Here is an 18,338-nt window from a genome sequence, read left to right on the forward strand (position 1 = left end):
CGAGACACCCATCGGGGCAGCGCTCGGTCGATGGGCATCTCGACTTCGCTCGATGCGAACGGAGAATTTAAACATCATGGCACGCCTGCGCCCAATCGGCGGCGATCACCACCCGGTCGAGCTTGCCATTCGGATTGCGGGGCAGCGCATCGCGCCATTCGATCGCCTGCGGCTGCATGAAATTTGGCAGGTTCTGGCGCAGATAAACGGCCAGCCCTGCTTCGTCAGCGCCCCCGCCCTTGCCGCGCACGATCAGCACGATCGCCGCGCCCAGCCGCGCATCGGGTACCCCGAACGCGACGGCTTCAAAAATCAGCCCCGACGCGACCGCCACCTCCTCGACCTCGGTCGGGCTCACACGGTTCCCCGCAGTCTTGATCATCGCATCGTCGCGCCCGACAAAATAGAGCAGGTGATTGGCGTCGCGGCGCACCGTGTCGCCTGACCAAACCGCCATCCCGCCATAGCGCGACACGCGCGGCGCCGGTTTGAACCGATCGGCGGTCCGCTCCGCATCTTGCCAATAGCCCTGCGCGACCAGCGGCCCGCAATGCACCAGCTCGCCCGGTTCCTCGTCGGCGGTGATCGTCCCGTCGGGGCGGCAAACCAAAATCTCGGCGTGCGGGATTGCGCGGCCCATTGATGTCGGATGATCGGCAACGAGTTTCGGCTCCAGATAGGTCGAACGAAACGCCTCGGTCAGCCCGTACATCGGAGTAATCTCCGCGTTCGGAAAGGTCGCCCTCATCGCGTCGATCAGCGACGGCGTCAGCGCCCCGCCGCTGTTGGTCAGGCGCTTCAGATGTACGGCCGCCTCGGCGGGCCAGTGGCTCTCGACCAATTGCACCCACAAGGGCGGCACCCCCGCCAGCGTCGTCGCACGGTGCCGCGCTACTGCCTTCACGACGTCACGCGGGGTCAGATAATCGAGCGGCGCCACCGCGGTGCCCGCATACCAGGCTGACAGCAGCTGGTTCTGCCCATAATCGAAACTCAGTGGCAGCACTGCGAGCACCCGGTCATCAGGGACGAGCTTCAGATAGGACGCAACACTCTCGGCCCCCAGCCATAAATTGGCATGGCTCAGCATCACGCCCTTCGGCCGCCCGGTGGAGCCACTGGTGTAGAGGATCGCCGCCAGATCATCGGGATCGGCAGCCGAGGGCGCCAGTCCCTGCCCCCCCGAATCGATCACTGCCTCGGCGACCTTCAAATCCTGCACCACGCAATTATCGGGCCGCCCTTCGCCCAGCATATCCTCACGCGCGCCGTTGGTAATCAGCAGCTTCGCCCCGCTATCCGCCAAAATATGCGCAACCTGCGGTCCCTTGAGCATTGGATTGACGGGCACATGGATCAGCCCCGCGCGCGCCGCCGCCAGCGGCATCAGGCACGCTGCCCTCGTCTTCGCGCTCCAGCTCGCGACCCGTTCGCCCGGCCCGCCCGCCTGATCCAGCAGCCACGCCGCCAGCCGCGCGACCCCCGTATCCAATTGCGCAAACGTCATGACCCCCTCACCGATCAACAGCGCAGCCGCCCCCGGCGCGCCGCGCAGGGCGAGATGGTCGATCGGTTGCGAAGTTGGCTTTTCGGCTTTGGTCATCGGCTGTTAGGAGTGAAGTGATAGAGGGCGACACCATGCAAGGGAACGGTGAACATCACGCTAATGATGAGCGGTTGCCCGCGACAGCGCGCGCGGCGGGCTTCGCGTCGCCCTTCGACCGCGCGGCGTGGTTCGACCTGCTCGAAGCGTATGGTTTTGCCGGGCAGGGCCGGGTCGACGCGCATGGCCGCGCGGGGGGCGTCACCGCATGGCTGCCGCTGCGGATCGAAAGGCCGGGCGAGGTCGCGGGCCTCACCAACTGGTACAGCTTCGCGATCCGCCCGCTCTATACCGGCGACGGTGACCACGAAACCGCCCGGCGCGCGTTGTCGCAAAATCTCCGCCGCACCGCCGGACGCCTGACGCTCTATCCGGTAAGCGAACCCGACGAGCTCACCGCCGCGCTCCGCGCCGCGGGCTGGTGGGTCAAAGTCACGCCCGCGGGCGACCGCCACTGGCTCGACCTCGGCGATATGGACCATGACGCTTGGTGGACCAGCCGCCCCGGCGCGCTGCGCAGCACCGTCCAGCGCAAGGCGAAAAAGGGCATCGTCGATATCCAGCTGCTCATCGCCTTCGACGACGGCAGCTGGGCCGCCTATGAACAGATTTATGCGGCCAGCTGGAAACCCGAAGAAGGTCACCCCGCGCTGCTCCGCGCCTTTGCCGAGGCCGAGAGCGCGCGCGGCACCTTGCGGATGGGCCTCGCGCGCATCGATGGCATCCCCGTCGCGGCGCAGTTTTGGACCGTCGAGGACGGCACTGCCTACATCCACAAGCTTGCGCATGTCGAAGACAGCCTCAAGGCCTCGCCCGGCACCCTGTTGTCCGCGGCGCTGTTCCGCCATGTGATCGAAGTGGACGGCATCAAACGCATCGATTTCGGCACCGGCAACGACGGTTACAAGCGCGACTGGATGAACCGCCACGACCCTCTGTGGCGGATCGAGGCTTTCAATCCTTCGCGCCTCGCGGCATGGGGACCGGCACTCAAGGCCTTCGCCCGTTCCCAGCTGAGGAAAGAATCGTGACCGAACCCGATACCGTCGACACCACCCTTCGCGCCCTGCTCGCCGATGTCCTTGGCCTCGGCGAAGACCGCGCCGCGGCGCTGACCGCCGACAGCGGCCTGTTCGGCGCGCTGCCCGAGTTCGATTCGATGGCAGTCGCGACGGTGCTGACCGAGATGGAAGACCGCCTCGGCATCCTCATTGACGATGACGAGATTGATGGCGAGATCTTTGAAACCTACGGCAATTTGCTGGCGTTCTCACTACGCAAGATTGGCGAGTGATCGCCACGATCTACTTCTTATTGCTCCCCCGCGAAGGCGGGGGTCCATCTCCGGCCGGTGCGATTTCGAACCGCAAGGTGATGTGTCCCCGCCTTCGCCGGGGCACATGAACGGGCTGAACGATGGCTGAGCATTGCTTCCGCATCACCCCCACCGGCACCCCGCGCGCCACGATCCTGATCGTCCCGCCGCTATTCGAGGAAGCCAACCGCACGCGTCGCACTTTGGTTCTCGCCATGCGCGCGCTGGCGGCGGACGGTTTTGCCGCCCTGCTCCCCGATCTCCCCGGCCAGAATGAAAGCCTCGTCCCGCTCGAAACGGTCGATCTTGCCAGCTGGCAAGACGCGCTCGCCGAAGCAGCCGCGACGATCGACGGCCCGCAGATCATCGCCTCGCTCCGCGGCGGCGCATTGATCGACCACCACCCAAAAGCCGCCACCTGGTGGCGCCTCGCCCCCGTCGGCGGCGCCTCGCTGCTCCGCACCCTGATGCGCGCGCGCGTCGCCGCCGATCGTGAAGGCGGCGTGACGTCGTCGCTCGACAGCCTGCAAGCTGAAGCCGCCACGGCGCCACTGCTCCTCGCGGGAAACCGCCTCTCGCCCGCCATGATCGCACAGCTCGGCAGCGCCGAAACCCAACCCGTCGCCCGGCTCCGCACCGTCACCCTCGGCAGCGGCGCCGACGCCATCGCCGGAACCCCGCTTTGGCTGCGCGCCGAACCCGGCGAGGACGCCGCGATGGCCAAAGCTATCGCCGCCGACATCGCCGCATGGAGTACGGCATGCGGCATCAGCTGACCTTTTCCTGCGAAGGCGCCACTCTCACCGCAACGATCGACGACGCACCGGGCACTACCGGCCTGCTCATCGTCTCGGGCGGCAATGAAATCCGCAGCGGCGCGCATCGCGGCATGGCGGCACTGGCGCAGCGTATCGCCGAAGCCGGTCACCCCGTGTTCCGTTTCGACCGGCGCGGCATCGGCGACAGCGAGGGCATAAATGACGGCTACACCAGCAGCGCTCCCGACATCGCCGCCGCGGTCGCCGCCTTCCGCCGCGCCGCGCCGCAGCTTATCCGCATCATCGCCTTCGGCAATTGCGACGCCGCCAGCGCACTGCTGCTTCACCAGCCTCTCGCACTCGACGGCCTGATCCTCGCCAATCCGTGGACTTACGAAAGCGACGACAGCGGCGAAACCGAAGAACCCGCGCTGCCCCCGGCCGCAGCGATCCGCGCGCGCTACCTGGCGCGGCTGACCGACCCCGAAAGCCTGCTCCGGCTGCTCAAGGGCGAAATCGATATCAAAAAGCTAGCCCGTGGCCTGTCCGCGCTGGGGCGCCGCTCCGCTCCCGCCGTGCCCGACAGCCTGTCCGCCCACCTGAATACAGCGCTCGCCACCCTGCCCTGCCCCGCAACGATCCTGCTCGCCACCGGTGATCGGACCGCGCAGGCGTTTGTAGAAAATTGCGATCCGGGCGCAGTGCCGGTCGAACGACTGGTCAGCGCCTCGCACAGCTTTGCCGGGGATGACGGGGAATGGCTGGTGGCGCGCGTTCTGGCGATTATCCACCCTACCCTTTAGGGAAGGGCCGCGAGACTTGGCAGCTGGCTGCCTAGTCGCAGCGGGTGGCGGCCAGCGATCTTGCGCAAGGCCGCGAGCTCCACCTCAACCCCACCCCTGAAGGGGAGCTTTCGTAGATCAGGCCTCAACCAACGCCTTATACTCCGCCTCGGCCAAAAACCGCTCGGCATCCAGCGCCGCCATGCAGCCCATGCCCGCCGCGGTGACCGCCTGGCGATAGACCTTGTCGGTCACATCGCCCGCCGCGAACACCCCCGGGATCGAGGTCAGCGACGTCCCCGGCGTCACCGCCAGATACCCATCGCTATCCAGCGGCAGCTTGCCCTTGAACAGCTCGGTCGACGGACTGTGGCCGATCGCGACGAACCCGCCATCGGTCGGCTCGTGGCTCGCTTCACCCGTGACGGTGTCAATCAGATCGACCCCTACCAGCCCCGAAACGCCCTCACCCGCGACGAACCGGTCGACCTTCTTGTTCCACAGCACCTTGATCTTCGGGTTGGCGTGGAGCCGATCCTGCAAAATCTTTTCGGCACGTAAATGGTCGCGGCGGTGGATCAGCGTCACGTCATCGCTGTGGTTGGTCAGGTACAGCGCCTCCTCGACCGCGGTGTTGCCGCCGCCGATCACCACGACCTTCTTGCCGCGATAGAAGAAACCATCACAGGTAGCACAGGCCGACACACCCTTGCCGCCCAGCTCCTGCTCGCCCGGCACGCCCAGCCATTTCGCCTGCGCGCCGGTCGCGATCACCAGGGTTTCGGCCATATAGACATCGCCGCCGTCACCGGTGATCTTGAACGGGCGCTGCGACAGGTCGACGTCAACGATCGTATCCCAGATCATCGACGTGCCGACATGCGTCGCCTGCGCGGTCATCTGTTCCATCAACCACGGCCCCTGCACCACCTCGGCAAAGCCGGGATAGTTTTCGACGTCGGTGGTGATCGTCAGCTGGCCGCCGGGTTGCAACCCCTGCACGACAATCGGCATCATCCCCGCACGCGCAGCATAGATGGCGGCCGACAGGCCCGCGGGGCCGGAGCCGAGGATGAGCATCTTGGTGTGGTGAACGCTGGGCATGACGGTCTTTCAAAGGGCTGTGCGGACACGCACAGATGGGTGTTGCCAACCGCGCTAGCAAGGGTCACCTTCCACGCCAAGGGGAGTCCGAAAAATGGCAAGCTGGTGGGAACGTCATGGGGTGCCGCGGCTGATCAAATGCGCCTGTTCGCAGGGGCAGATCATGAAGGTGCGCAGCGAGGTCGTGCCGCACGCGCGCGGAGAGGTGCTGGAGCTTGGCTGCGGCGGCGGCATCAACATGGAATTTTACGATCCCGCCCGCGTCACCAGCTTCATCGGCCTCGACCCTTCGCCCGAACTGCTCGCGATGAGCCGCGCCGCGGCGCAGGCGCGCGGCATGGCGGCCGACATTCAGGGCGGCGTCGGCGAAGCGATGCCGTTCGGTGACGCGCGCTTCGACACCGTCGTCACCACCTTCACCCTCTGCTCGGTTACCGATCAGGCGGCGGTGCTCGCCGAAATCCGCCGCGTGCTGAAACCCGGCGGCACCGCGCTGTTCCTCGAACATGGCGCCGCGCCCGATGCCGGGGTCGCGAAATGGCAGCGGCGGATCGAACCGGTGTGGAAACGCATCGGCGGCAATTGTCACCTGACCCGCCCGATTTCCGGCGCATATGAACAGGCAGGCTTTGCCGTCGACCGGCAGGCCGCCGCCTATATTCCCAAAACCCCGCGCCCGTTCGGCTGGTACGAATATGGTGCTGCGCGGCTAAACGCCTGACACGTCACGCCTTCTCGCCCACCTCAACCAGCCCATGCCCCACACTCACCCGTTCATCGAACACAAAACAGCTCCCTTGCCAACGGCTCTCTTCCGCCGGAACCTGCTCCAGATAGGCCAGGATGCCGCCCTTCAAGTGCACGACATCCTCGACCCCTTCGTGGCGCAGAAACGCCGTCGATTTTTCGCAGCGGATGCCGCCCGTACAGAACATCGCTACCCGCTTCCCCGCAAAACGCTCGGCATTGGCGCGCCACCAGTCGGGGAACTCGCCAAAGCTTTTCGTCGCGGGATCAACTGCGCCGGCGAAACTCCCATAGCCCACCTCAAACCCGTTGCGCGTGTCGATCAGCACCGTGTCCGGATCGTCGACCAGCGCGTTCCAGTCGGCGGGATCGACATAAGGCGCCGCATCGCGCGCCGGGTCGAGCCCCGCAACCTTCAGCGTCACGATTTCCTTCTTCAGCCGCACCTTGAGCCGCTGGAACGGCATCGCCGCCGCGGCCGAATATTTGACGTCGAGCTCGGCGCAGACAGGCAGCGCGCGAATGTGGCCCAGCACCGCAGCAATCCCGGCCTCGCTGCCGGCAATCGTGCCATTGATCCCTTCGCGGGCCAACAGCAACGTCCCCTTCACCCCTTGCGCAGCGCACAGGTCGATGAGCGGCTGGCGCAGCGCGGCGGGATCGTCGAACGGCGCGAAGCGATAGAGGGCGGCAACGGTGAGGGTCATAAGGGCGGCCCCCTTAGACAAAAGCCGCCGTCATTGCGAGCGAAGCGATGCAATCCAGAGCGGTTTAGGAACATTGTGGATTGCCGCGTCGCTTTGCTCCTCGCAATGACAGAGCTTTTTATCCAAACGGATCACTCCGCCCCGTCGCATAATGCGCCATCGCCATCGTCGTCCATTGCGCGTTCACCCGGATGCAGCTGGGAAAAACGCTCGCGTCGGTGACCAGCACATTGGTCGTCCCATGCACCCGGCAGTCCAGATCGACGATGCCGTGCGAAGGATCCACATTGATCGCATTGCCACCATGCGGGTGACTGCTCGATAGCGTCACATCATCCTGTTCGCGGATCGCGTCCGCAAAAAAGGCATCGATGTCCATGTCGGGCGTCACCACCTGCCCTTTGGCCAGCGCCGGATAACATTCGATCGCCCCCGCCGCGAAATGCACCTTGGTCAGCGTCGCCATCGCGTCGCGCAGCACCGGCAGGTCATCGGTGGCGTCAAGCTGGAACTGCAATTTGTCGTTCACCACCCGCCCGCGCCGATCGGCGGGGAACAATATGCCCGCCGAATGCACCCGCCCAAAATTCTTCATCCGGTCCGCATGGTCGGCGAACCAGCCCGGCATCAGCGACGCCATCGACATCGGCGGCTGGAAATGGCTCTCGAGCAGATAGTCGCCGACATCGACATAGCTCGACATCTGATCCTCGTCCCACGCATCGCCGCCAACCCCGTCGGGCAACAGCGCAACGACCGGCGAGGCGACGTTCAGCGACACCTGATAGCCGGTGCCGTCGATGTCGCTGCGGTCGAGCAGCTTCGATGACGCGATCGTGCCGCCCGCGACCACCAAGCCGACCCGCGCCCGCACCATCACGCGAACGTCGCCTGGGAGGATCAGCACCACCGCCTCGGCCTCGCGCCGACCGTCATAGGCGGTCTGCCAGACGATCCGTTCGGCCTTAGTATCGGGCAGGAGGCGCGCGCCATAATCGCGGCACGCCGCGGGCAAATAGGTCTGCGCCACCCCCATCCGGCGGCCATAGGGACAACCCGAATTGCAATAACCGCAATAGGCACAGGCATTGGGGGTGTTCGGTGGCCCGAAATTCTTGGCGAACCAGTCGGTGATCGCGCGCGCATCGCGCGGCCTGCCCGACGCCCCGGCATAGGCCTTCCACCCTTCGATCAGGTGCGGCCCGTTGTGCCGCCCGCTGCGCGGTTCGATCGGCGCGATGCCCAGCTTCGCCTGCACCGCATCATAGCTCGCATGAAAGGCCGCAGCATCGATCGGCGCCCCGATGCTCGCCCATTTCGCCAGCACATCCTGCGCGTCGGGGTGCGTCCGCCCCGCCTCGTTGACGCGCAGACAGATGCCGTTGTTGATCGTCGACGACCCGCCGACGCAGCGCCCCTGGAACACCACAAAATCGCGGTTAGTCGATGTCTGGAGCGCGCCATGCTTGTAAAGGCTCGCGATCATGTCGAGTTCGTGGTGATGGATCTTGTGCGACGGGTAAAACGGCCCCGCCTCAACAATCAACACCGTGTAACCCTGCGCCGCGATATTGTGCGCCGCGACCGCCCCACCCGCGCCCGATCCGATGACGACGACATCATATTCGTCGCCCAGCGTGGTGGCATCAAGGACATGCGCCGGGTCGATCTCGCGCCCCGTAACGGGCGTGATTGGCATCTCGCCGGCACCGCGAGCGCGGTGTTTGGGCAGCGTAAACCCGATCTGGCGATGCACCGGATTGGCGACATTGGCGTCCTGATCGCCCGGCGTCAGCCCCGACTGCCAATGGCCATAATAGCAGGCATAAACAATCCCGCGCAGCCGCGCCATGTCCTGAAACAGGTCTATCTGGCTGTTCTGGAGCCGGTTCTTCAGCTTGGCCGCGCGCCCGGCAACGTCATCCTCGGTGAAAAACGGCCCGCCCAGCACGACCTCGATCGCGGTCAGCGACAGGCGTATTTCATCGAGCTTGGTCCCGCCGACCTTGTCGAACAGCTGACAGATATTGTCGACGACCTGATCGGCGGTGATCGCCATGTCGGCGCCATGAAACAGCGCCTCGGTCAGCGCCTTCAGAAATCTGAGCTGCCCGAAATTAAACGGTGCCGTCATCGCCCTGCCCCCATATTGCCCTGCGCCAAAGATGGCGCGTTATAGCGGGCCGGGGCAAGGCGTATTGTATGGAAACGGCGGTAAATGATGAACCTGCTGGCCTAACCCCTCCCTCTTAGAGGAGGTACGGGTGGGTGCGCGAGCGACAGCGAGCCAAGCGAAGAACGCCGCCTTTGGCGGCTACCCACCCCCGGTCCCTCCCTAAGAAGGTTGGGCGAAGATCGGGTCGCTTCCATCGAAACCAGCCGCCTGGCCTCAGGCCGCCTTCTTCGCCTGCCGGAACTTGTGCAGCAACGGCTCGGTATAACCCGACGGCTGGGTCACCCCGTCAAAGATCAGCGCCCGCGCCGCCTGATACGCGATCCCGTCGGGCGTCAGCTTTTCGTACAGCGGATCGTCCGCGTTCTGCGCATCGACCTTGGCCGCCATCCGCGCCAGCGCCGCGTCGACCTGCTCCGCCGAACACACGCCCTGCAGCAGCCAGTTGGCGAGCGCCTGCGACGCGATCCGCAACGTCGCGCGATCTTCCATCAGGCCGACGTCGTCGATGTCGGGCACCTTCGAACAACCGACCCCCTGATCGATCCAGCGCACCACATAGCCCAGAATCCCCTGGCAATTATTGTCGAGCTCACGGGCGATTTCAGCCTCGCTCCAGTTGCGCCCGGTGGCGACCGGGATGTTCAGCAACCGGTCGAGCGACGGCACGGCTTCGCACGCGATTTCCTTCTGCCGCGCGAACACATCGACCTGATGATAATGCAGCGCGTGCAACGTCGCGGCGGTCGGCGACGGCACCCACGCGGTGTTCGCGCCCGATTTCGGGTGGCCGATCTTGGCGTCGAGCATTGCCTTCATGAGATCGGGCATAGCCCACATGCCCTTGCCGATCTGCGCCTTGCCCGACAGCCCGCAGGCCAGCCCGATGCGGACGTTGCGATCCTCATAGGACGCAATCCAGTCGCTCGCCTTCATCTCGCCCTTGGGGATCATCGGGCCCGCGCGCATGCTGGTATGGATCTCATCGCCGGTGCGGTCGAGGAAGCCGGTGTTGATGAACACGATGCGGTCCTTCACCGCGTGGATGCACGCGGCGAGGTTCGCCGAGGTGCGGCGTTCCTCGTCCATCACCCCGACCTTCATCGTGTGACGCGGCAGGCCCAGCATATCCTCGACCGCGTCGAACAATCGGTCGGTGAAGCTGCATTCCTCAGGGCCATGCTGCTTGGGCTTGACGATATAGATGCTGCCCGCGCGGCTGTTGGTCAGCGTGCCAAGGCCTTTGAGGTCGTGGAGCGCGCACAGGCTGGTGATCACCGCATCGCACAGCCCCTCGGGCGCTTCGGCGCCGCCGGGCAGCCGGATCATCGGCGTCGTCATCAGATGGCCGACGTTGCGCACGAACATCACGCTGCGCCCGTGGAGGACGAACGGCTCGCCCGACGGGCTGGTCCATTCGCGGTCGGCCTCCATCGCGCGCGTCACCGTCGTCCCGCGCTTGGCGAAGCTTTCGATGAGGTCGCCGCGCATCAGCCCAAGCCAGTTGGTGTAGCCGAGCGTCTTGTCCTCGCCATCGACTGCGGCGACGCTGTCTTCCAAGTCGATGATCGTGGTCAGCGCGGCTTCGAGCACAACATCGGCGATGCCCGCCGGGTCGGTCTTGCCGATCGCGCTCGCCAAATCGATCACCAGTTCGATGTGCAGGCCATTGTGGTAAAGCAGGATGCCGCCGGGCTTGCTGCCGACCCACTGCGCCGGATCGGCCAGCGTCAGCTGTCCACCCTGCCAGTTGGCCCAGCTGCCCGATGCCAGCGGCACCGCGTCGTCGAGGAATTTCTTCGCGCGGGCAATCACCGCCGCGCCGCGCTCGGCGTCATAGCCCCCCGGCTTGGCCGGGGGTGCGTCGAGCGCGTCGGTGCCGTAGAGCGCGTCATACAAGCTGCCCCAGCGCGCATTGGCGGCGTTGAGGGCAAAACGCGCGTTGAGCGCGGGGACGACGAGCTGCGGCCCTGCCATCGTCGCGATTTCGGCGTCGACATTCTGCGTGCCGACCGCGAAAGCCGCAGGTTCGGGGACGAGATAGCCGATCTCGCGGAGGAATGCCTGATAGGCTGCAGCGTCATGCGCCTGCCCGACCCGCACTTCGTGCCAGGCATCGATCCTGGCCTGCAAATCCTCGCGCTTGGCGAGCAACACCGCATTTTCGGGGGCAAATTTGCCCAGCAAAGCGGCAAAATCGTCCCAGAATTTGGCCGCATCGAGCCCGGTTCCGGGAAGCGCGCGCGCCTCGATGAAATCGGCCAAACGCGAATCGATGGACAAGCCGCTGCGGTCGAGGAAATCAGTCATTCAAGCACCCTTTGATCAGCGCGATGGCGCAATGGAATCCGGGGAGGAAAGGGCCGCCGCCCTATGCCGCGATTGAGCCAATATGGCAATGGCGGCGATTTCACGCATAGGATTTCATGCAATGGGTTTCGTTTCAACACTTGCCGGGGCTGCCAGCATGTGCATTATGTTGCAATGCACAACGAAACCTCTCCCCTCCTCCCCCAGGCGAGCTCATGAACGAAACTCGGTTGACGCTGATGGAAGCGATCGCGCGCAAGCGCGTCGTCACCGCGCAATATAACGGCCAGCAGATGAAGCTCGCGCCGCATCAGATGTTCGAACGCCGTGGCGACCTGTTCGTCAGCGCGCTGAACCTCGACAAAAGCTGGCGCTCCGACGACGAGCGGCGGCTTGGCCATTTCAAGCTCGACGGGCTGGTCGAACCGGCGCTGATCGACGCCAGTTTCGAACCCCTGCCGTCGTTCGAAGCCGCGCCGCCGCAAAGCGACGACACGCTGCTCCTCGCGGTCTAAGCGCCGCGCCATAGCCGCGGGTGATGGTCGGCGGATGATTCCGCCCCGGCGGGGGTGGCAAGCGCCGCGCTGCTCGCTATAGCCGTGCGATGACCTCACTTACGGCCACCGAAACCGCCACGCTCGAACGCGCCGCCGATGCGCCGATGCTGGCGCAGGTCGAACGCTGGGCCGCGGTCAACAGCGGTACCGGCAACCTTGCCGGCCTCAAAAATGTCGTGGGGCAGCTCGCCGATAGCTTTGCCGCGCTACCCGGCGACCTGCGGCTCGTCGCCGCCGATCCGGTCGAAAGCGTCGATGCCGCGGGCCGGGTCAGCACCATCCAGCGCGGTGATCATCTCCACGTGCGGGTGCGCCCCGACGCGCCGGTCCAGCTATTGCTCACCGGTCATATGGATACGGTGTTCGCCGCCGACCATCCGTTCCAGAACCTGACATGGCTTGAACCCGGCGTCCTCAACGGCCCCGGCACTGCCGATATGAAAGCGGGCCTTTCGGTGATCCTCGCCGCGCTGACCGCGCTCGAAGCGTCGCCACTTGCCGAACGGGTCGGTTACGACGTGATGATCAACAGCGACGAGGAAACCGGCAGCCACGCCTCGGCGCGGCTGATCGCCGAACTTGCCGCCGGGAAGAACGCCGCTTTGACCTACGAACCCGCGCTGCCCGACGGCACGCTGGCGGGGGCGAGGCCGGGAAGCGGCAACTTCAGCGTCATCATCCATGGCCGCGCGGCGCATGCGGGCCGCAACCCCGAAGAGGGCCGCAACGCTCTCGTCGCCGCGGCCGATCTCGCGGTGCGTCTGAACGCGCTTAAGTCCCTAGAATTAAAAGTTAATCCAGCCCGAATCGATGGCGGCGGCCCGAACAATGTGGTCCCCGACCAGGCGATCCTGCGCGTCAACCTCCGCCCCGCGACCCCCGAAGCGATGGTGGCCGCCGGAACCGCGCTGCGTGATACCTTAGCTCACATCCAGCGCGACCACGACGTCCACTGCCATCTCCACGGCGGCTTCAACCGCCCGCCCAAACCGCTCGATCCCGCCGCAACGCGCCTGTTCGAACTGGTGCGCGACTGCGGCGCCGCGCTCGGCCTGCCGCCGATCCGCTGGAACGCCACGGGCGGCGTCTGCGACGGCAACAATATCGCCGCCTGCGGGATTCCGGTGGTCGACACCATGGGGCCGCGGGGCGGTGCCATCCACTCATCGGACGAATTTCTGATCGTCGACAGCCTCGCCGAACGCGCTCAGCTGTCGGCGCTCACCATGATACGCATAGCGGAACGGGGGACAGTGTGAATTACGTGATCCGGGCAGCCAAGCCGGGCGATTTGCAGAGCATTTACGAAATGGCGAAGCTGACCGGCGGCGGCTTCACGAACCTCCCCCCCGACAAGCAAGCGTTGCGCGCGAAACTCGAACGTACCGAAGCCTCATTCGCCAGCGACAAGGAGTATCCGTCGGACGAGCTGTACCTGCTCGTGCTCGAAGATCTCGACAGCGGCGAAGTGCGCGGCACCTGCCAGGCTTTCGGGCAGGTCGGCCAGCGCTGGCCCTTTTATTCCTATCGAATCGGCACCGACAGCAAGCATAGCGAGCAGCTCGGCCGCACCTTTCACGCGCAGATCCTGATGCTGAGCAACGACCTCAACGGGTCGAGCGAGGTCGGCGGGCTGTTCCTCCACCCGGCGGCGCGCGCGGGCGGTCTCGGCCTCCTGCTCGCGCGCTCGCGCTATCTGTTCATCGCCCGCCACCGCGCTCGCTTTGGTGACCGCATCCTCGCCGAATTGCGCGGTGTGATCGACGAGGCGGGTGGCTCACCGTTCTGGGACGGGGTCGCAGGCAAATTTTTCGGGATGAGTTTCCAGGAGGCCGACCAGTTCAACGCCGTCCACGGCAACCAGTTCATTGCCGACCTGATGCCCAAGCATCCCGTCTATATTGCGATGCTCAGCGACCATGCGCGCAGCGTGATCGGCGTCCCGCATCCTAGCGGGCGCGCCGCTATGCGGATGCTGGAGAACGAGAATTTCGCGTTCGAAAATTATGTCGACATCTTCGACGGCGGCCCGACGATGACCGCGCGCACCGATCAGGTCGCGAGCGTCGCGGGTGCGAAGCATGTCGAGATTTCGGCGATCACCGACACCGGCGACGACGCGCTGGTCGCGACCGGGCGGCTCGCCGATTTCCGCTGCTGTTTCGGCAAGGTCGGCGACGGGTCGACGCTCGATAGTACGGCTGCAAAGCTGCTCGGGGTCGAGGCGGGCGACGAGATCAGCTGGATTGGCCGCTGAGATGCTGACCGAAATCAATTTCGACGGGATCATCGGCCCCAGCCATAATTATGCCGGGCTCAGCCGGGGGAATATCGCGTCGGCGTCGAACGCCGGCGACGTGTCGCAGCCGCGAGCGGCGGCGTTGCAGGGCATCGACAAGATGCGCCACAATCTCGCGCTTGGCCTGCCGCAAGGCATCTTCATGCCGCTCGACCGCCCCGACGCGCCGTGGCTTGCAACCCTCGGCACGACGCAGGACGATGCCGAGGGGCATTTGCGCGCACAGGCCTGGTCGGCGTCGTCGATGTGGGCGGCCAACGCCGCGACCGTCTCGCCCGCACCCGACAGCGCAGACGGCAAGTGCCATCTGACCGTGGCGAACCTCGTAACCATGCCGCACCGCAGCCACGAATGGCCGGGAACACTGGCGCAGCTTCGCCTTGCCTTTGCTGACCCCGCCTTTGTCGTCCACGCACCAATCCCGGCGCCGTTTGGCGACGAGGGCGCGGCGAACCATATGCGGCTATGCAGCGGGCATCACGGACAAGGCGTGGAAATCTTCGTCTATGGCGTCGGCGGCGGCCGTTTCCCGGCCCGCCAGCATCTCGACGCGTCCAAGGCCATCGCGCGCCACCACCGGCTCGATCCCGCGCGCACCCTCTTCATCCGCCAGTCGGACACGGCGATTCAGGGCGGCGCCTTTCACAACGATGTCGTTGCGGTAGCGAACGAACATGTGCTGTTCACCCACGAAACCGCATTCGAGGACCGCGCGGCCGCGCATGCCGAAATCCGCGCCGCCTTTCCCGCGGTCGAGATTGTCGAGGTACCCGCGAGCGCCGTCACTCTGCCCGACGCGATCAAATCCTATCTGTTCAATGCGCAGCTGGTCAGCCTGCCCGACGGCGGCGGCATGGGTCTTGTGCTGCCAACCGAGGCGCAGGCGATCCCTGCGGTGTGGAACTGGCTGGAGGCGCATGTCGCAGGCAACGGCCCGATCCGCCGGCTGCTGCCGGTCAACGTCCGTCAGTCGATGGCAAATGGCGGCGGTCCCGCCTGTTTGCGCCTGCGCGTCGTCGCCGACCCGGCGACGGTCGATCCCCGCTTCATGGCCGATGGAGCAAAGTTGGACCATATTGCCGAGGTGGTCGAGGCGCATTGGCCGGAGTCGATCGCGCCCGGCGACCTGGCCTCGGCAAACCTGGCGCGCGATGTCCGGCATGCGCGCACGGCCCTGTTGGCCGCGCTGGATCTGAGCGGACTGGAATAGCGCCGGGATGCGCGCGTCCAAAGTTGCGCGCCTCCTGTGGCCTGCCGTCCTGACGCTGGCGCTTGGCGCCTGCGCCGGCGGCAACTATCGCGCCGTGTCCGACACGCCGGTCCGCATCGGCCCCGCCTATTCGATCCGCGGCACCACCTATGTCCCAACGGCAGCGCCCATCTATGACGAAGTGGGTCATGCGAGCTGGTACGGCAGCGAATCGGGAAACCGCACGGCCAACGGCGAGCCATTTCGCCCCGGCTGGATCACCGCCGCGCACGCCACCCTGCCGCTGCCGACCTATGTCGAGGTCACCGCGCTCGGCAGCGGACGGCGGATCATCGTGCGGGTCAATGATCGCGGCCCCTTTGCGCGCGGCCTCCTGATCGACCTGTCGCGCGGCGCTGCCGAACAGCTTGGGATCAAGGCGCAGGGCCATGCCGCAGTGCGCGTGCGGCGGTTCGAACCGTCGGAGAAAGACCGCGAGCGGCTGCGCAAGGGCAAGCCCGCCGCTTCGCTCGAGCGCGTATCCGAACGCGAGTTGCAAAAGCTACGGGCGCGGATGGCTCCTGCAGTAAGGTAAGTCCCGATCGGCGACACCCACCACGCACCTTCCCTCTTTTGTCGGATTAACTTACAGTTTACCATAAGCCCGGCGCAGCAAATCCCACTTTTGCGCCAGTGGCATGGCTCTTGCTGGGTGAACTGCGATGTGGAAAAAAATCGGACGCCTGTTTGTCATCAAGACCCGCTTTGAAGCGTGCCTGATCATTTATGCGCTGGCGGTGGGCGCCATGGCGCGCGGCGCAGCCTATCTTGAGCAATATCCCGGGATAGGCGGAAAGCTGCTGTTGCTTGCATGTAGCGGGGCGGTGTTCCTGGCCGGCGCAAAGATTTTTGATTGCCTTCGCTACGAACAAGCCGCGGCGCGGCAATCGGACTGAACGACCGTCGGCCTTTCGCGCGTCACGAAGATATGCGAAGGCGCATGGCATGAGCAGGATCAGCGGTCGGCCCGTCACCAGCAGCGAACATGTTTACGGACTGCGACTCTGCATCGCCCGCTGGCGCGCCGGTGCGGAAGGCACGCCGCTGCTGTTCCTCAACGGGATCGGTGCCGATCTGACCGCCGCGGCGCCGCTGCTCGCGCAGATCCATGGACGAGAAGTCTGGACGCTCGATATGCCGGGGGTAGGCGCCTCACCCGATGCCTTGCTGCCTTATGGCGCCTCCACGATTGCCGCGGTGGTGATGGAGATTGCCGACCGGTTGGGTCATGACATTCTCGATATTGCCGGTTTCAGCTGGGGCGGCGCCTTGGCGCAGCAGATCGCAATGCAGTTCCCGGGGCGAGTACGCCGCCTGATACTGATGGCGACCACGCCGATCATGGGCGCGCCGGGCATCGGCTGGGGCGCAATCTTCGACGATGACATGCAAGCGAGCGGTCTGAAGGTCCAGACCGCAACGCCGCTCGGCATCGCGTATCAGACCATGGCGATGGCTGGCTGGTCGAGCACCGCCTATCTGCCGGGTTTCAAAGCCTTGCCGACGCTGGTGCTGGTTGGAGAGCGGGATGGCGTCATGCCCACCTGCTATGGCCAGATGCTCGCCAGCCTGATCGACGGCGCGGTGCTGGAAGTGGTGCCGGGATCGCACCTGTTCCCCTTCACCCACGCTGCCGCCGTTGCAGCGCGGATCAGCGCGTTCCTGGATCCGTCGGCGACGGGACAACAAGCCGCCGCGTGAGGAAGTCGGTGATGGCGGCCGCGGTCGCATCGGGGTCTTCGTCCATCGGCAGATGCCCGATATTCTTGAGCAGGACGACTTCGGACCCCGCAATCCGCTCATGGAAGGTCTGCGCTGCGCTCGGGTTGATCAACCGGTCCTTGTCGCCGAACAGGATCAGCGTCGGCGCCTTGATGTCACCGACGCGGGCCGCCATCGCAGGCTCGCGATCCATCCGCGCGCGCAGCACCGTCGCCTCGCGATTGCCGGGAAAACGCAGCAGTTCCCAATAGCGATCGACTGTCGCGTCATCGATGACGGCCTGCTTTTCGACTGATCCGCGCAGCGACTGTTCGACGAGCGCGCGCGGGGTGATCTGGGTCGCGAGCCAGCGACCGAACGGATATTTCAGGATCCGAAAGCCGATATTGGATTCGGGCGCCTTCTCCCCCTCGCGGAGCGGCATGCCGCTGGCGTCGAGCAGCAGCAACGCATCGACCCGGCCCGGCTGCGCGAGCGCGTAGCGCCATGCGACCCAGCCGCCCATCGAATTGCCGCCGAGAATGAAATGATCGAGGCCAAGCTTCGCCGCAACGACATCGACCGCTGCCGCCATGCCGCCGGCGCTATAGTCCTTGTCCGGCGTGCCGCCGGTCAGCCCGTGTCCGGGCAGGTCGAGCGTGACGATGCGATAGATGGCACCCAGTCGCTGCACCAGCGGTTCCCAGGTGTGAAGGCTGCTGTTCGATCCATGGAGCAGGATGATTGCGGGGCCGCTTCGCTTGCCCTGATCGCGGTAGTGGATGCGCTGTCCCGCCGGACCCGCCACAAAGGCGCCCGCGGGGCCGCTATATTTGGCGATCATCGCTTCGCGATCGGTATCCGACGTGCGCAGCGCGAGGAAGATGGCGAGGATCGCCACGAGCAAGGCAAGCGGGATCAGCACGCGCTTGCGGCGGAACAATGGACGCCGCGGCGGTAGCGGTTCGAAATCGTCGTCGTCGATCATCATCACGCCCCCCTCAAGGCTGGCGCGACCCTAACGCGCGGGCGC

At 65.6% G+C, this 18,338-nt stretch carries 18 protein-coding genes; 12 read left to right on the plus strand and 6 right to left on the minus strand.

Annotated elements, in window-relative coordinates:
* Nucleotides 1–67: 67 nt before the first annotated feature.
* Nucleotides 68–1,603 (minus strand): acyl-CoA ligase (AMP-forming), exosortase A system-associated, encoded by a 1,536-nt coding sequence (locus tag CDQ92_RS01250; protein WP_088439359.1) that lies wholly within the window; start codon nucleotides 1,601–1,603, stop codon nucleotides 68–70.
* A gap of 35 nt (nucleotides 1,604–1,638) precedes the next feature.
* Between CDQ92_RS01250 and CDQ92_RS01255 the strand changes: the two genes are divergently transcribed.
* The 4 genes from CDQ92_RS01255 (at nucleotide 1,639) to CDQ92_RS01270 (ending at nucleotide 4,479) form a co-directional block, all read left to right on the plus strand.
* Entirely contained in the window at nucleotides 1,639–2,634 is a 996-nt protein-coding gene (locus tag CDQ92_RS01255) for a GNAT family N-acetyltransferase (protein WP_088440501.1), read from the plus strand.
* Entirely contained in the window at nucleotides 2,631–2,897 is a 267-nt protein-coding gene (locus tag CDQ92_RS01260) for an acyl carrier protein (RefSeq protein ID WP_088439361.1), read from the plus strand. Before CDQ92_RS01255 ends, CDQ92_RS01260 begins: the two co-directional genes overlap by 4 nt.
* A 122-nt stretch (nucleotides 2,898–3,019) precedes the next feature.
* Nucleotides 3,020–3,694 carry an alpha/beta hydrolase family protein gene (locus tag CDQ92_RS01265; RefSeq protein WP_088439363.1) on the plus strand — a complete coding sequence of 225 codons (675 nt, stop codon included), beginning with the start codon at nucleotides 3,020–3,022 and terminating at the stop codon, nucleotides 3,692–3,694.
* Nucleotides 3,679–4,479 (plus strand): hydrolase 1, exosortase A system-associated, encoded by an 801-nt coding sequence (locus CDQ92_RS01270; protein ID WP_088439365.1) that lies wholly within the window; start codon nucleotides 3,679–3,681, stop codon nucleotides 4,477–4,479. The genes CDQ92_RS01265 and CDQ92_RS01270 overlap by 16 nt, the downstream gene beginning before the upstream one ends.
* A gap of 117 nt (nucleotides 4,480–4,596) precedes the next feature.
* On the opposite strand, the gene trxB is transcribed toward CDQ92_RS01270, so the two are convergent.
* Entirely contained in the window at nucleotides 4,597–5,562 is a 966-nt protein-coding gene (trxB, locus tag CDQ92_RS01275) for a thioredoxin-disulfide reductase (RefSeq protein WP_088439367.1), read from the minus strand.
* Between the two features lie 94 nt (nucleotides 5,563–5,656).
* On the opposite strand from trxB, the gene CDQ92_RS01280 reads away from it, so the two are divergent.
* Nucleotides 5,657–6,283 carry a class I SAM-dependent methyltransferase gene (locus tag CDQ92_RS01280; protein ID WP_088439369.1) on the plus strand — a complete coding sequence of 209 codons (627 nt, stop codon included), beginning with the start codon at nucleotides 5,657–5,659 and terminating at the stop codon, nucleotides 6,281–6,283.
* Between the two features lie 4 nt (nucleotides 6,284–6,287).
* Here CDQ92_RS01280 and trhO read toward each other — a convergent pair whose 3' ends face one another.
* The 3 genes from trhO to CDQ92_RS01295 form a co-directional block, all read right to left on the minus strand.
* A complete protein-coding gene (trhO, locus tag CDQ92_RS01285) occupies nucleotides 6,288–7,016 on the minus strand; it encodes an oxygen-dependent tRNA uridine(34) hydroxylase TrhO (RefSeq protein WP_088439371.1) in 729 nt (242 codons plus the stop codon).
* Nucleotides 7,017–7,134: 118 nt separating this feature from the next.
* Nucleotides 7,135–9,150: a GMC family oxidoreductase N-terminal domain-containing protein gene (locus tag CDQ92_RS01290; RefSeq protein ID WP_088439373.1), complete on the minus strand. Its 2,016-nt coding sequence runs from the start codon at nucleotides 9,148–9,150 to the stop codon at nucleotides 7,135–7,137.
* Nucleotides 9,151–9,405: 255 nt separating this feature from the next.
* Complete coding sequence (locus CDQ92_RS01295; protein ID WP_088439375.1) at nucleotides 9,406–11,499, minus strand: malate synthase G; 2,094 nt, start codon at nucleotides 11,497–11,499, stop codon at nucleotides 9,406–9,408.
* Between the two features lie 215 nt (nucleotides 11,500–11,714).
* On the opposite strand from CDQ92_RS01295, the gene CDQ92_RS01300 reads away from it, so the two are divergent.
* From CDQ92_RS01300 to CDQ92_RS01330, 7 genes are all read left to right on the plus strand, one after another.
* Nucleotides 11,715–12,014 (plus strand): WYL domain-containing protein, encoded by a 300-nt coding sequence (locus tag CDQ92_RS01300; protein WP_088439377.1) that lies wholly within the window; start codon nucleotides 11,715–11,717, stop codon nucleotides 12,012–12,014.
* An 89-nt stretch (nucleotides 12,015–12,103) separates the two neighbouring features.
* Nucleotides 12,104–13,315 (plus strand): hydrolase, encoded by a 1,212-nt coding sequence (locus tag CDQ92_RS01305; protein ID WP_088439379.1) that lies wholly within the window; start codon nucleotides 12,104–12,106, stop codon nucleotides 13,313–13,315.
* A complete protein-coding gene (locus CDQ92_RS01310) occupies nucleotides 13,312–14,313 on the plus strand; it encodes an arginine N-succinyltransferase (RefSeq protein WP_088439381.1) in 1,002 nt (333 codons plus the stop codon). Before CDQ92_RS01305 ends, CDQ92_RS01310 begins: the two co-directional genes overlap by 4 nt.
* Before the next feature lies 1 nt (nucleotide 14,314).
* Complete coding sequence (locus CDQ92_RS01315; RefSeq protein ID WP_088439383.1) at nucleotides 14,315–15,565, plus strand: N-succinylarginine dihydrolase; 1,251 nt, start codon at nucleotides 14,315–14,317, stop codon at nucleotides 15,563–15,565.
* A 7-nt stretch (nucleotides 15,566–15,572) separates the two neighbouring features.
* On the plus strand, nucleotides 15,573–16,139 hold the full coding sequence (locus CDQ92_RS01320) for a septal ring lytic transglycosylase RlpA family protein (RefSeq protein ID WP_088439385.1): 567 nt from the start codon (nucleotides 15,573–15,575) through the stop codon (nucleotides 16,137–16,139).
* Nucleotides 16,140–16,266: 127 nt separating this feature from the next.
* Nucleotides 16,267–16,500, plus strand: a complete 234-nt coding sequence (locus CDQ92_RS01325; protein ID WP_088439387.1) for a hypothetical protein — start codon at nucleotides 16,267–16,269, stop codon at nucleotides 16,498–16,500.
* A 49-nt stretch (nucleotides 16,501–16,549) separates the two neighbouring features.
* The gene (locus CDQ92_RS01330) at nucleotides 16,550–17,305 is read left to right on the plus strand and encodes an alpha/beta fold hydrolase (RefSeq protein WP_088439389.1); all 756 of its coding nucleotides are present in this window, start codon (nucleotides 16,550–16,552) and stop codon (nucleotides 17,303–17,305) included.
* Here CDQ92_RS01330 and CDQ92_RS01335 read toward each other — a convergent pair.
* A complete protein-coding gene (locus CDQ92_RS01335) occupies nucleotides 17,256–18,296 on the minus strand; it encodes an alpha/beta fold hydrolase (protein ID WP_229667557.1) in 1,041 nt (346 codons plus the stop codon). The two genes, CDQ92_RS01330 and CDQ92_RS01335, sit on opposite strands and share 50 nt — an antisense overlap.
* Nucleotides 18,297–18,338 lie beyond the last annotated feature (42 nt).

This window comes from Sphingopyxis bauzanensis (genome assembly GCF_002205675.1).
GTDB lineage: Bacteria > Pseudomonadota > Alphaproteobacteria > Sphingomonadales > Sphingomonadaceae > Sphingopyxis > Sphingopyxis bauzanensis.

Coding starts and splice junctions, on each gene's coding strand:
- CDQ92_RS01250 (WP_088439359.1), bottom strand. CDS start 1,603: ATGACCAAAGCCGAAAAGCCAACTTCGCAACCGATCGACCATCTCGCC.
- CDQ92_RS01270 (WP_088439365.1), top strand. CDS start 3,679: ATGCGGCATCAGCTGACCTTTTCCTGCGAAGGCGCCACTCTCACCGCA.
- CDQ92_RS01280 (WP_088439369.1), top strand. CDS start 5,657: ATGGCAAGCTGGTGGGAACGTCATGGGGTGCCGCGGCTGATCAAATGC.
- CDQ92_RS01265 (WP_088439363.1), top strand. CDS start 3,020: ATGGCTGAGCATTGCTTCCGCATCACCCCCACCGGCACCCCGCGCGCC.
- CDQ92_RS01305 (WP_088439379.1), top strand. CDS start 12,104: ATGACCTCACTTACGGCCACCGAAACCGCCACGCTCGAACGCGCCGCC.
- trxB (WP_088439367.1), bottom strand. CDS start 5,562: ATGCCCAGCGTTCACCACACCAAGATGCTCATCCTCGGCTCCGGCCCC.
- CDQ92_RS01295 (WP_088439375.1), bottom strand. CDS start 11,499: ATGACTGATTTCCTCGACCGCAGCGGCTTGTCCATCGATTCGCGTTTG.
- CDQ92_RS01330 (WP_088439389.1), top strand. CDS start 16,550: ATGAGCAGGATCAGCGGTCGGCCCGTCACCAGCAGCGAACATGTTTAC.
- CDQ92_RS01335 (WP_229667557.1), bottom strand. CDS start 18,296: ATGATGATCGACGACGACGATTTCGAACCGCTACCGCCGCGGCGTCCA.
- CDQ92_RS01315 (WP_088439383.1), top strand. CDS start 14,315: ATGCTGACCGAAATCAATTTCGACGGGATCATCGGCCCCAGCCATAAT.
- CDQ92_RS01255 (WP_088440501.1), top strand. CDS start 1,639: ATGCAAGGGAACGGTGAACATCACGCTAATGATGAGCGGTTGCCCGCG.
- CDQ92_RS01300 (WP_088439377.1), top strand. CDS start 11,715: ATGAACGAAACTCGGTTGACGCTGATGGAAGCGATCGCGCGCAAGCGC.
- CDQ92_RS01320 (WP_088439385.1), top strand. CDS start 15,573: ATGCGCGCGTCCAAAGTTGCGCGCCTCCTGTGGCCTGCCGTCCTGACG.
- trhO (WP_088439371.1), bottom strand. CDS start 7,016: ATGACCCTCACCGTTGCCGCCCTCTATCGCTTCGCGCCGTTCGACGAT.
- CDQ92_RS01290 (WP_088439373.1), bottom strand. CDS start 9,150: ATGACGGCACCGTTTAATTTCGGGCAGCTCAGATTTCTGAAGGCGCTG.
- CDQ92_RS01325 (WP_088439387.1), top strand. CDS start 16,267: ATGTGGAAAAAAATCGGACGCCTGTTTGTCATCAAGACCCGCTTTGAA.